We start from the raw sequence: 12,609 nt of genomic DNA on the forward strand, positions 1-12,609 counted from the left end.
TCGCGGGCCCCCGCCCCGTAAAAACCCGGCCACGCAGCGGGGTTCACAGCGTGTCAGCCGTACGGCGGCTCAGCGGTCGGCGAGCCGGCTGCTCATCCATTGCAGCGTCGCCGGGATCTCGCGCCGCCAGGTGTTGAAGTTGTGCCCGCCGCTGTCGAGGATGATCGACGAGATCCGGGTCAGATGGGTGGCCTGCACCCGCTCTATGAACTTCAGCGTGGACTTGTAGTTGTGCTCGCCGACCTTGCTGCTGGTCACGAGCAGCGAGGTGTCCGGCGCGGCCTCGTGCTTGAGGAGCCAGAACAGGTTGGCACGGCTCTCCAGGGTCTTGTCGCCGTGGAAGAGGTCACCGGTGGTGGGGTCGATCGGCGCCTTGTAGTACGGCGACAGGCCCGCGGCCGCCGCGTACACGCCCGGGTGGTGCATGGCGATCTTGAGCGCGCAGTAGCCGCCCGTGGAGTCGCCGATGAGACCCCAGCTGCCGGGCCGCTTGCCGACCCGGTAGTGGGCGAGCACCGCCTCCGGAAGATCGTTCGCAAAAAACGTTTCCGTCTGCGGCCCGCCCGGGACGTCGACGCACTCGGTGTCCCGCGGCGGCGCCACGGTCGGCCGCAGCATCACCAGGATCATCGGCTGCATCTTGCCGTCCTTGGCCAGCTGCTGCGCGGTGTGCGGATAGCGCAGCTTGTCCACCAGCGCCTGGGCCGTCCCCGGGTAGCCGGTCAGCACCACGGCCGCCGGGAACGTACGCGTGCGGTACTGGGGCTGGAAGTACTCCGGCGGCAGGTAGACGTACGCCGGTGTCACGATGTGGCTCTTGCGGCCGACGATGTCCACCTTCTGGATCTCCCCGCCCGCCTCCGGGCGCGAGCCGCTCTGGCCCGGCACGGACGCCGTGGAGACCACCTGGACGGGACCGCCGGTGCTGCCGTTGGCCGAGTGGTCGACCACCACCCCCTGGTCGGTCTCCGTGCCCAGCAGGTCCCCCCAGCTCGCGTAGAAGCCGAAGGCCTGGTTGACCGCGAGGCCCAGGCAGGCGAAGAGGGCCAGCTGGGTGGCAAGGAGCAGGCCGACACGCCCGATGACGGTCCGCCAGCTCTGCCGGGCCAGCCGCGGCCACCGCCACACCGTGCCGACGAACAGCACAATGGCGAAGAGAACCGCCAGCAGCAGCACGTTGTTGCTCGTGAGTCCCATGGCTCTTCCTGCCTGCGCTTTCCGCCCGTTGCCGCCCGCGCCTCGTCGCGCGGGCTTGCCCGGGGCTTTCCTCGGCCTTTGACCCGACTTTCCGGAGGGGAGTGAACCTCTCTCCCCGAGACACCGTCCTAGAGGGCGCAATGTCGCCGGATGCCCGCTCGGGCCCGGGTTCAAGGTCTCTCGCAGAACTACGGGATGCGATGTCTGTCAGGATAGATGGGGAAATGTCGGGCGGGGTTCCGAGCCGATCAAGCCGGGCGCGGCGCATACTGCGCGGCCCGCGTCCCGAGGCCGTACCCGCTCTGGTCGGCAGGGCCGCCACTCTCGTGGGCGTCCTGGACATCGCCGGCGGAGTGTTCCCGCGTTTCCGTCACAGTCGTATGCACGCCATGGCCGAGGTGCTCCCCGGCTCCTTCGGCCCCTTCGCCGCGGCGCTGTCGCTCAGCTCCGGCATCCTTCTGCTGCTGCTCGCGCACGGCCTCAAACGGCGCAAGCGCCGGGCCTGGCGCGCGGCGGTGGTCCTGCTCCCCGCCGGCGCGGTGGCGCAGTTCGCGTACCGGCACTCGGTCGTCGGCGCGCTCATCGCGCTGGCACTGCTGGTGCCGCTGCTGGTCCACCGGAGCGAGTTCGCGGCCCTGCCCGACCCGCGCAGCCGGTGGCGCGCCCTCGCGAACTTCATCCTCATGAGCGCCGGTTCCCTCGTGCTCGGACTCATCATCGTCAGCGTCCACCCGCACCGGACGATCGGCGACCCGAGCCTGGCCGATCGGCTGACGCACGTCGTCTACGGCCTGTTCGGCTTCGAGGGCCCGGTCGACTACCAGGGCAACACCTCCTGGACCGTCGCCATGTCCCTCGGCGCCCTCGGCTGGCTGACCGCGGTCACCACCATCTACCTGGCCTTCCGCCCCGAGCACCCGGCCGCCCGGCTGACCGAGGAGGACGAGGCCAAACTCCGCGCCCTGCTGGAGAAGCACGGCGGACGCGACTCCCTCGGCCACTTCGCGCTGCGCCGCGACAAGGCCGTCGTCTTCTCGCCCAGCGGCAAGGCCGCCGTCACCTACCGCGTCGTCTCCGGCGTGATGCTCGCCAGCGGCGACCCGATCGGCGACGTCGAGGCCTGGCCGGGCGCCATCGAGCGCTTCATGGACGAGGCAAAGGCCCACTCCTGGACCCCCGCCGTGGTCGGCTGCTCGGAGACGGGCGGCGAGGTGTGGACCCGCGAGACCGGCCTGGACGCCCTGGAGCTGGGCGACGAGGCGGTGGTGGACGTAGCGGATTTCTCGCTCGCCGGACGCGCGATGCGCAATGTGCGCCAGATGGTCAAGCGCATCGAGCGGGCCGGCTACGAAACCCGGGTACGGCGTGTCCGTGACCTCGGCGAGACGGAACTGGAGCGGGTCCGCAGGGCGGCCGAGGACTGGCGCGGCACCGACACCGAACGCGGCTTCTCCATGGCGCTCGGCCGCATCGGCGACCCCTCCGACGGCGACTGCCTGATCGCCACCGCGCACAAGCAGGACGACGAGCCCGGCGAGTACGGCGACCTCAAGGCGATCCTGCACTTCGTGCCCTGGGGCACGGACGGCGTCTCGCTGGACCTGATGCGCCGCGACCGCAGCGCCGACCCCGGCATGAACGAGCTGCTGATCGTCGCCGCCCTCCAGGCCGCCCCGAAGTTCGGCATCGCCCGCGTCTCGCTGAACTTCGCCATGTTCCGCTCCGCCCTCGCGCGCGGCGAGAAGATCGGCGCCGGACCGGTGCTGCGCGCCTGGCGCGGACTGCTGGTCTTCCTCTCGCGCTGGTTCCAGATCGAGTCGCTGTACAAGTTCAACGCCAAGTTCCAGCCGCGCTGGGAACCGCGGTTCATCGTCTACCGCGCCACCGCCGACCTGCCCCGCATCGGCTTCGCCACCATGCAGGCCGAGGGCTTCGTCGACTTCGCCGTGCCGCTGCCGCGCTTCCTGCGCCGGCGCCGGAAGGCCGCCGCGCGCCCCTGCTCGCACGCCCTGGCCGAACACGACGTCCGAGCGGCCTGAGCCACGGCCCCGGGCCGCCGCGCGTTGCGGCGGCCTCCTGGGCCTACGCTGAACGTATGAACAACCTCAGCGGGCGCGGCCGAGTGGCGGGCCTTCCGGCATGGGACCGGTGCGCGGTCATGGGTGTCGTGAACGTGACCCCCGATTCCTTCTCCGACGGCGGCCGCTGGTTCGACACGACCCTCGCCGTCAAGCACGGCCTCGACCTGGCCGCCGAGGGCGCGGACCTGGTCGACGTCGGCGGCGAGTCCACCCGTCCGGGCGCCACGCGCGTGGACGAGGCCGAGGAACTGCGGCGGGTCGTCCCGGTCGTCCGCGGCCTCGCCTCCGAAGGCGTCGTCGTCTCCGTCGACACCATGCGCGCCTCCGTCGCCGAACAGGCCCTCGCGGCCGGTGCCGCCCTCGTCAACGACGTCAGCGGCGGCCTCGCCGACCCCGCGATGATCCCGGTGGTCGCCGACGCCGGCGCCCCCTTCGTCGTCATGCACTGGCGCGGCTTCCTCCAGGGCGGCAACGTCCGCGGCGCGTACGAGGACGTCGTCACCGAGGTCGTGGACGAACTGCACGCGCGCGTGGAGGCCGTTCTCGCGGGCGGTGTCACCCCCGACCGCATCGTCGTGGACCCCGGTCTCGGCTTCTCCAAGGAGGCCGACCACGACCTCGTCCTCCTCGCCCACCTCGACCGGCTGCGCGCCCTCGGCCACCCCCTGCTGGTCGCCGCCTCCCGCAAGCGGTTCCTCGGCCGTGTCCTGGCCGGCCCCGACGGAGCACCGCCGCCCGCCCGGGAGCGCGACGCGGCCACGGCCGCCGTCTCCGCACTCGCGGCGCACGCCGGCGCCTGGGCCGTCCGCGTGCACGAGGTACGCGCCACCGCCGACGCGGTACGGGTCGCACGGGCCGTGGAAGGGGCGCGTACGACGAGACCGGCGCCGGGCGCGAAGGACGAGCGTGGGGCGGAAGGAAAGCGGTGAGCGCCCCCCACACCGACGTCGAACAGGTGGAGGCCGCCAACACCGCCTTCTACGAGGCACTCGAGCGCGGCGACTTCGAGGAGGTCACCTCCCTCTGGCTCACCCCGGCCGACCTGGGCGTGGACGAGGAGTACCACGACCCGGCGGACACCGGCGTGATCTCCTGCGTACACCCCGGCTGGCCGGTGCTCACCGGCCGCGGCGAGGTCCTCAGGTCGTACGCCCTGATCATGGCCAACACCGACTACATCCAGTTCTTCCTCACCGATGTGCATGTCTCCGTCACCGGCGACACCGCGCTCGTCACCTGCACCGAGAACATCCTCAGCGGCGGCCCCGCCCCCGCGGACGGCTCGGAGCTGGGCCCGCTCGTCGGCCAGCTCGTCGTCGCCACGAACGTGTTCCGGCGCACGCCCTCCGGCTGGAAGCTCTGGTCGCACCACGCCTCACCCGTCCTCGCGGAGAGCGACGACGAGGACGAGAGCGACGGCGTGAACGGCGTGAACCCGGACGACGGCACCCTCGCCTGAGCACGGTCCGGGTGGGTAGACGGACCGGGAAGTGGTTGGAATCACCTACCCCGGGGTAGGAGCGGCTACCAGCCCTGGCACGGCCGGGTTTCCCGGGGGAAACACGAGATGAACGCTCGTGGTCGGACACGGCCCCGTCCCCCCGTCGCCCGGCTGTGTCGGCGCCCGCAGGTAGATTCGTCCAAGGCCGGCGTACCGCCCGCACGCGGTACGGCCCGGCCGTTCCCGACGATTGCAGGAGTGATTCGCGTGGATCGTGTCGCGCTGCGCGGCCTCAAGGCCCGCGGGCACCACGGTGTGTTCCCCAAGGAGCGCGAGGAGGGCCAGACCTTCATCGTCGACCTCGTCCTCGGCCTGGACACCCGGCCGGCCGCGGCCGACGACGACCTGACGAAGACCGCGCACTACGGCATCGTGGCCGAGGAGGTCGTGGCCGTGGTCGAGGGCGAGCCGGTGAACCTCATCGAGACGCTCGCCGAGCGGATCGCCCAGACCTGCCTGAAGCACGAAGGGGTCCAGGAGGTCGAGGTCTGCGTCCACAAGCCGGACGCGCCGATCACCGTGCCCTTCGACGACGTGACCGTCACCATCACCCGGAGCCGAGTATGACCCGACCTTTCGTCCAGGGTCACCCTGACCCGACCGTCCAGCCGGTGCCCGCCTCGGTCGTCGAGACGGTGGACGCCGCCGACACCACCCTGCACAACCCCCAGTGGGCCGTCATCTCCATCGGCTCCAACCTCGGCAACCGCCTGGAGACCCTCCAGGGCGCCGTGGACGCGCTGGAGGACACCCCGGGTGTGCGCGTGAAAGCCGTCTCCCCGGTGTACGAGACGGAGCCCTGGGGCGTGGCGCCCGGCAGCCAGCCCTCGTACTTCAACGCGGTCGTGGCCCTGAAGACCACGCTGCCCCCCGCCTCGCTGCTGGAGCGGGCGCACGCCATCGAGGAGGCCTTCAACCGGGTCCGCGACGAGCGCTGGGGCCCGCGCACCCTGGACGTCGACATCGTCGCCTACGCCGATGTCACCTCCGACGACCCGCACCTCACCCTGCCCCACCCGCGCGCCCACGAGCGCGCCTTCGTGCTCGCCCCGTGGCACGACGTGGACCCCGAGGCCCAGCTGCCCGGCCGCGGCGCGGTGGCCGCCCTGCTGACGTCCGTCACCCGCGAGGGCGTGGCACCTCGCGAGGACCTGGAACTCCGACTGCCCGAATAGTCGTTAAGGTCAAGACGGCAAGGTCGGGAAGGCCGCGGTCCGGGGCGGTCCGGGGGAACTGAAGGGACACCGTGAGAGAGCTGCGCATCAGGGTGCTGGTCGGCGTGTTCGTCGTGGCCGGAGTCCTGTCCTGGGCGGGCGCCCGCCTCTGGAACTCGATCGGGACCCTGCCCAGTGTCCCGCTGGCCGCCCCCATCGTCCTCGCCCTGATCGCGGTGGTGCTGCTGGCGACGGCCCTCTCGCTGCGCAGTCGGCTGAAGGCCCAGCGCGAGCGCCGCCCCGGCGCCAAGGCCGTCGACCCGCTGATGGCCGCCCGCGCGGTCGTCTTCGGCCAGTCCAGCGCCCTGGTCGCCGCGCTCGTCGCCGGTGTGTACGGCGGCATCGGGGCCTTCCTGCTGGAGCTGCTGGACATCCCCGCCCGCCGCGACCAGGCCTTCTACGCCGGCTTCTCGGTCCTGGCAGGCATCGGCGTGATAGCGGCCGCCCTCTTCCTGGAGCGCGTCTGCAAGCTCCCGGAGGACGAGGACCAGGACCGCCCCGGCGCCGAACCGGCGGCCTGAGCCGCCGGTCCCTTCGGGGAGGTTCAGCGCGCCATGATGAGGCTCATGGCCTCGTTCCGCGTCGCCGCGTCCCTCAGCTGACCGCGCACCGCCGAGGTTATGGTCTTGGCGCCCGGCTTGCGGATGCCGCGCATGGACATGCACATGTGCTCGCACTCGACGACCACGATGACCCCGCGCGGCTCCAGGATCTCCATCAGGGAGTCGGCGATCTGGGTGGTGAGTCGTTCCTGCACCTGCGGCCGGCGGGCATAGACGTCCACCAGCCGGGCCAGCTTGGACAGGCCGGTGATCTTTCCGGTGCCGGACGGGATGTACCCGACGTGGGCCACTCCCCGGAAGGGCACCAGATGGTGCTCACAGGTGCTGTACACCTCGATGTCCTTCACCAGGACCATCTCGTCGTGGCCCAGGTCGAACGTGGTCGTCAGCACGTCCTCGGGCTTCTGCCACAGCCCCGCGAAGATCTCCTTGTACGCCCGCGCCACCCGCGCCGGCGTCTCCCTGAGGCCCTCCCGGTCCGGATCCTCGCCGACCGCGATCAGCAACTCCCGTACGGCGTTCTCGGCGCGCTTCTCGTCGAACTCGCCGATGGGGCCCTCACCGTCCAGCGTCACTGGGTCGGTCATCTGGTTCCTCGCTCCTGTGCTGTCGCGCATGGCGGCGGCCATGCGTGCGTCTGCGGACATACGACGCCGCGCCCACCAGGCTAGAACCTGATGGGCGCGGCAGTCATTCCAGGCCGGTTTGGCCGAAAGCCGTCAGCTTTCGGGGCGGTCCTCCGGGGTCTGGTCCGTCAGCGGAGCGGACTCCGTGGCGGTGGACTTGACCGTGCTGATCGAGGCCGTCGAGCCGTTCGCACCGTTGGTCAGTGCCAGCTCCTTGGGGGAGAGCACCGGCGGGCGGGTGGACGGGGTACGGCGCGAGGAGCCGGTCCACGCGGGCCGCGGCGGGCGCTTGACGACGGGGGCGAAGATCTCGGCGATCTCCTCCTTGCCCAGCGTCTCCTTCTCCAGGAGGGCCAGGACCAGGTTGTCGAGCACGTCGCGGTTCTCGACCAGGATCTCCCAGGCCTCGTTGTGCGCGTTCTCGATGAGCTTCTTGACCTCTTCGTCCACCAGGGCGGCGACCTCTTCCGAGTAGTCGCGCTGGTGCGCCATCTCACGGCCCAGGAACGGCTCGCTGTTGTCGCCGCCGAACTTGATCGCGCCGAGCCGCTCGGTCATGCCGTACTGCGTGACCATCGCGCGGGCCAGGTTGGTGGCCTTCTCGATGTCGTTCGCGGCACCGGTGGTCGGGTCGTGGAAGACCAGCTCCTCCGCCGCGCGGCCGCCCAGCATGTAGCCCAGCTGGTCGAGCATCTCGTTGCGCGTGGTGGAGTACTTGTCCTCGTCCGGCAGGACCATCGTGTAGCCGAGGGCGCGGCCCCGGGACAGGATCGTGATCTTGTGGACCGGGTCGGAGTTCGGCGAGGCCGCCGCGACCAGGGCGTGACCGCCCTCGTGGTACGCGGTGATCTTCTTCTCCTTGTCCGACATGATCCGGGTCCGCTTCTGCGGGCCGGCCACCACGCGGTCGATCGCCTCGTCCAGCGCCTTGTTGTCGATCAGCTTCTGGTCGCTGCGGGCGGTCAGCAGAGCCGCCTCGTTGAGGACGTTCGCCAGGTCGGCACCGGTCATACCGGGGGTGCGACGGGCGACGGCCGCCAGGTCGACGTCGGGCGCGACCGGCTTGCCCTTCTGGTGGACCTTGAGGATCTCCAGACGGCCCTGGAGGTCCGGCGGGTCGACCGCGATCTGCCGGTCGAAGCGGCCGGGACGCAGCAGCGCCGGGTCGAGGATGTCGGGCCGGTTGGTGGCGGCGATCAGGATGACGCCGCCCTTGACGTCGAAGCCGTCCATCTCGACCAGCAGCTGGTTCAGCGTCTGCTCGCGCTCGTCGTGACCACCGCCGAGGCCGGCGCCGCGGTGGCGGCCGACCGCGTCGATCTCGTCGACGAAGACGATCGCCGGGGCGTTCGCCTTGGCCTGCTCGAACAGGTCGCGCACTCGGGAGGCACCGACACCGACGAACATCTCGACGAAGTCGGAACCGGAGATCGAGTAGAAGGGGACGCCCGCCTCGCCGGCGACCGCGCGGGCGAGCAGGGTCTTGCCGGTACCCGGGCGGCCGTAGAGCAGCACGCCCTTGGGGATCTTGGCGCCGACGGCCTGGAACTTGGCCGGCTCCTGGAGGAACTCCTTGATCTCGTGGAGCTCCTCGACGGCCTCGTCGCAGCCGGCGACGTCGGAGAAGGTCGTCTTCGGGGTGTCCTTGGTGATGAGCTTGGCCTTGGACTTCCCGAAGTTCATCACCCGGGAGCCGCCGCCCTGCATCTGGTTCATCAGGAACAGGAAGACGACGACGATCAGGACGAACGGCAGCAGGGAGAGCAGGACGCTGACGAACTGGTTCTGCTTGGTCGGCGAGACGGTGTACCCGTCCGGGACCTGCTTGTGCTGGTACTTGTCCTGGAGCATGCCGGCGATGGTCACGCCCTGGTCGCCGATGTAGCTCGCCTGGATCTTCGAGCTGCCGTCGACCTTGACGCCGTCCTTGAGCGTCACCTTGATGTTCTGCTCGTCACCAGTGGTGATCTTGGCCGACTGGACCTTGTTGTCGCTGATCGCCGCCACGACCTGGCCGGTGTCCACCGTCTTGTAGCCGCCGGTCCCGCCGACGACCTGCATCAACACGACCACGGCAAGGACGGCCAGCACGATCCACATGACCGGCCCACGGAAGTATCGCTTCACGTCCATCCATACGGAGCGGTGCCGCCCCGTCCCTCCTGCCATAGTGAGTTTGATAAGACAGTTCTTCTGACGGTACCCCAGCGTGGCGGTCCGAAGCTGCACGAAAGCGTTTCGAACGGCCTGGAGTTCCCGTCCCTGCATGCTTCAACGGGACGGAACCCGCCGGGGTTCCCGATCGTCCTACCGGGTTTGGGCCGACTGGCTCAGCGAGCGGCCGAACCAGTCCCTCCCGTGCCCCGGACGGGCTTCAGCCGCCGTAGACGTGGGGCGCGAGCGTCCCCACGAACGGCAGGTTGCGGTACTTCTCCGCGTAGTCGAGGCCATAGCCGACGACGAACTCGTTCGGGATGTCGAAGCCGACCCACTCGACGTCGATGGCGACCTTGGCGGCGTCGGGCTTGCGCAGCAGCGTGCACACCTTCAGAGAGGCGGGCTCGCGCGAGCCGAGGTTGTTGATCAGCCAGGACAGGGTCAGGCCGGAGTCGATGATGTCCTCGACGATCAGGACGTGCTTGCCCTTGATGTCGGTGTCGAGGTCCTTGAGGATGCGCACCACACCGGAGGACTGGGTGCCCGCGCCGTACGAGGACACGGCCATCCAGTCCATGGTGACGGGGGTGGACAGCGCCCGGGCGAGGTCGGCCATGACCATCACCGCGCCCTTGAGGACGCCGACGATCAGCAGGTCCTTGCCCGCGTACTCCGCGTCGATCTTCGCGGCCAGCTCGGCCAGCTTGGCGTCGATCTCTTCCTTGGTGATGAGTACCTGCTGGAGGTCGGCACCCATGTCTTTCGCGTCCACCCGCATCACTTTCGGTCGTCCCGCACTTACGGCCGTACGCACGGCCTCTGGCTCCGGCCGCGTGTGCGGCCGCCCGGCTGCCCCGGACCGGCCGCCGGAGGATCGCTCCGCGGGGTCGGGATTCAGCCTTGCCGAATCACCAGTCTGCCACCCTGTCGCTGAGCCACGACTTTGCCCGGGAGATTGATGGCCCCCTGGCCGCGCCAACCGGTGATCAGCCGGTCGACCTCCTCGATGTGGCGGGCGAACAGCGACCCGGCCGGGGCACCGGCCTCGATGGCGGCCCGGCGCAGGATGCGGCGGCGTACGGCGGGCGGCAGGGCGTAGAGCTTGGCGCACTCCAGCAGGCCGGTGGCGTCGCGTACGGCGGACTCGGCCTGGCTGGCCCAGGCGTCGAGGGCGTCGGCGTCGTCGCGGGAGAGCTGGGCGGTGCGGGCGAGCGCCTCGACGACGCCCTTGCCGAGGGCCTTCTCCAGGGCGGGCAGGCCTTCGTGGCGCAACCGGGACCGGGTGTAGGCGGGGTCGGCGTTGTGCGGGTCGTCCCAGACCGGCAGGGACTGGACCATGCAGGCCTTGCGGGCGGTCTGCCGGTCCAGTTCCAGGAAGGGGCGCCGGTAACGGCCGCCGGCCCCCGAGACCGCGGCCATCCCGGACAGGGAGCGGATGCCGGAGCCGCGGGCGAGCCCCAGCAGGACGGTTTCGGCCTGGTCGTCGCGGGTGTGGCCGAGCAGGACGGCGGCGGCGCCGTGGCGTTCGGCGATCGTGTCGAGGGCGGCGTAGCGGGCGTCCCGGGCGGCGGCTTCGGGTCCGCCTGCGCGGCCCACGGTGACGGCGACGGACTCGACGGGGTCGAGGCCGAGGCCGCGCAGTCGCAGGGCGACCTCGTCGGCCCGCAGGTCGGAGCCCGGCTGGAGGCCGTGGTCGACGGTGACGCCACCCGCGCGGATGCCGAGCCGGGGGGCCTCGAAGGCGAGGGCGGAGGCGAGGGCCATGGAGTCGGCGCCGCCGGAGCACGCGACGAGGACGAGCGGGGAGGGGGGCCGCTCGGCCGTCCGGTCCGGGTGTGCGCCGGGGGCGTGCGGGCGGGGAAGCGCGCCGGAGGTCTGGTGGTCGTTCAGGATGTCGTGGAGCACGCGGCGAACCGCCAGGCGTATCGCCGCGACCGCAGGATGGGGACCCATGTCCGGTTCCCTTCATGGTTTTTTCGGGGGGTGAGCCCGAGGCCGTCACTCAGAGTGTGTAGATGGTGACAGAACCGGGGCGTTCCCTGAGCATCGCACGCCTACGCAAGCCCCACGGTCCCTCGGACGGGTGATTGAAGGGGCGTTCGCCTGCCGTCGGCCGGATTCGTGTCACCCCGCTCACGGAGGTTCACGACTCGGCCTTGCGGTGCACCCGCGCGACCCAGTCCGCCGGTTTGGCGATCTCCGCCTTGGTGGGAAGGGTGTTGGGCGAGGTCCACACGCGGTTGAAGCCGTCGACGCCGACCTGGTCCACGACGGCCCGGACGAAGCGTTCGCCGTCCCGGTACTGCCTCAGTTTGGCATCCAGACCCAGCAGCTTGCGCAGGGCCATGTCGAGCCGGGAGGCGCCCTTCGCGCGGCGCTGCTGGAACTTCTCGCGGATCTCCGCGACGGTCGGTACGACGCTGGGTCCGACGCCGTCCATGACGTAGTCGGCATGGCCTTCGAGCAGGGACATCACGGCCGTGAGGCGGCTGAGGATCTCCCGCTGGGCGGGGGTCTGCACCAGCTCGACGAAGGAACGGCCGCCGTCGTCCTCCTCGGCCTCGGGGCGGCCGCCGGCGAGGGACTGCGCGGCCTCCCGGATGCGCTCCAGGAAGGTCATCGGGTCGACGTCGGTCTCCGCCAAGAACGACTGGATTTCGCCCTCGAGATGGTCGCGCAGCCAGGGCACAGCCGTGAACTGCGTGCGGTGGGTCTCCTCGTGCAGACACACCCACAGCCGGAAGTCGTGCGGCTCGACGTCGAGTTCGCGCTCCACGTGGACGATGTTGGGCGCGACGAGCAGGAGCCGGCCGCCGCCGTTCTCGCCGGCCGGGAGGTCGCGGGTGGCGGGGGCGAAGGTCTCGTACTGGCCGAGGACCCGGGAGGACAGGAACGACAGCAGCATGCCCAGCTCGACGCCGGTGACCTTGCCGCCGACGGTGCCGAGGACGGCGCTGCCCGGGCTGCCGGAGCGGCGTTCCTGCATCTTCTCCAGCAGCGGCCGGAGGATCTCCCGGAAGCCGGCCACATTGGCCCGGACCCAGCCGGGGCGGTCGACGACGAGGACCGGGGTGTCGTGGGTCTCCTCCGTGCCCAGACGGGTGAAGCCCCGGACGTGTTCCTCCGAGGCCTTCGCGTGCCGGCGCAGTTCCGCGACGACGGCCCTGGCCTCGTCGCGGCTGACGTCGGGGCCCGGTCGTACGAGCCGTGTCGCGGTCGCGACCGCGAGGTTCCAGTCGACCATCCCGGGAGATGCGGTGCCACCGAAGC

The 12,609-nt window shown here is 70.8% G+C and carries 12 protein-coding genes; 6 read left to right on the forward strand and 6 right to left on the reverse strand.

What is annotated here, in order from left to right; all coding sequences use genetic code 11:
• Positions 1-69: 69 nt before the first annotated feature.
• Positions 70-1,197 (reverse strand): alpha/beta hydrolase, encoded by a 1,128-nt coding sequence (locus ACZ5CZ_RS14145; protein WP_385842127.1) that lies wholly within the window; start codon positions 1,195-1,197, stop codon positions 70-72.
• Positions 1,198-1,421: 224 nt separating this feature from the next.
• Here ACZ5CZ_RS14145 and ACZ5CZ_RS14150 point away from each other — a divergent pair, with 224 nt between their 5' ends.
• The 6 genes from ACZ5CZ_RS14150 to ACZ5CZ_RS14175 all read left to right on the forward strand — a co-directional run bounded on the left by ACZ5CZ_RS14150 (position 1,422) and on the right by ACZ5CZ_RS14175 (position 6,514).
• Positions 1,422-3,236 (forward strand): phosphatidylglycerol lysyltransferase domain-containing protein, encoded by a 1,815-nt coding sequence (locus tag ACZ5CZ_RS14150; RefSeq protein ID WP_385842128.1) that lies wholly within the window; start codon positions 1,422-1,424, stop codon positions 3,234-3,236.
• Between the two features lie 56 nt (positions 3,237-3,292).
• Complete coding sequence (gene folP / locus ACZ5CZ_RS14155; RefSeq protein WP_385842129.1) at positions 3,293-4,207, forward strand: dihydropteroate synthase; 915 nt, start codon at positions 3,293-3,295, stop codon at positions 4,205-4,207.
• Positions 4,204-4,737 carry a nuclear transport factor 2 family protein gene (locus tag ACZ5CZ_RS14160; RefSeq protein WP_385842130.1) on the forward strand — a complete coding sequence of 178 codons (534 nt, stop codon included), beginning with the start codon at positions 4,204-4,206 and terminating at the stop codon, positions 4,735-4,737. The genes folP and ACZ5CZ_RS14160 overlap by 4 nt, the downstream gene beginning before the upstream one ends.
• A 249-nt stretch (positions 4,738-4,986) precedes the next feature.
• Entirely contained in the window at positions 4,987-5,346 is a 360-nt protein-coding gene (gene folB, locus ACZ5CZ_RS14165; RefSeq protein ID WP_184975317.1) for a dihydroneopterin aldolase, read from the forward strand.
• Positions 5,343-5,954: a 2-amino-4-hydroxy-6-hydroxymethyldihydropteridine diphosphokinase gene (folK, locus tag ACZ5CZ_RS14170; protein WP_468942562.1), complete on the forward strand. Its 612-nt coding sequence runs from the start codon at positions 5,343-5,345 to the stop codon at positions 5,952-5,954. The genes folB and folK overlap by 4 nt, the downstream gene beginning before the upstream one ends.
• 71 nt (positions 5,955-6,025) lie before the next feature.
• Entirely contained in the window at positions 6,026-6,514 is a 489-nt protein-coding gene (locus tag ACZ5CZ_RS14175; RefSeq protein ID WP_468942565.1) for a DUF3180 domain-containing protein, read from the forward strand.
• 23 nt (positions 6,515-6,537) lie between these two features.
• Here ACZ5CZ_RS14175 and folE read toward each other — a convergent pair whose 3' ends face one another.
• From folE to ACZ5CZ_RS14200, 5 genes are all read right to left on the reverse strand, one after another.
• Entirely contained in the window at positions 6,538-7,143 is a 606-nt protein-coding gene (folE, locus tag ACZ5CZ_RS14180) for a GTP cyclohydrolase I FolE (protein WP_385842134.1), read from the reverse strand.
• A 132-nt stretch (positions 7,144-7,275) separates the two neighbouring features.
• Positions 7,276-9,315: an ATP-dependent zinc metalloprotease FtsH gene (ftsH, locus tag ACZ5CZ_RS14185; RefSeq protein ID WP_385842214.1), complete on the reverse strand. Its 2,040-nt coding sequence runs from the start codon at positions 9,313-9,315 to the stop codon at positions 7,276-7,278.
• 241 nt (positions 9,316-9,556) lie between these two features.
• Positions 9,557-10,117, reverse strand: coding sequence for a hypoxanthine phosphoribosyltransferase (hpt, locus tag ACZ5CZ_RS14190; RefSeq protein ID WP_031165039.1), 561 nt, complete (start codon positions 10,115-10,117; stop codon positions 9,557-9,559).
• Between the two features lie 116 nt (positions 10,118-10,233).
• Positions 10,234-11,292 (reverse strand): tRNA lysidine(34) synthetase TilS, encoded by a 1,059-nt coding sequence (gene tilS / locus ACZ5CZ_RS14195; RefSeq protein WP_385842135.1) that lies wholly within the window; start codon positions 11,290-11,292, stop codon positions 10,234-10,236.
• Positions 11,293-11,482: 190 nt separating this feature from the next.
• Positions 11,483-12,583 (reverse strand): zinc-dependent metalloprotease, encoded by a 1,101-nt coding sequence (locus ACZ5CZ_RS14200; protein WP_385842215.1) that lies wholly within the window; start codon positions 12,581-12,583, stop codon positions 11,483-11,485.
• Between the last annotated feature and the right edge of the window lie 26 nt (positions 12,584-12,609).

This window comes from Streptomyces sp. NPDC031418 (assembly GCF_055581605.1).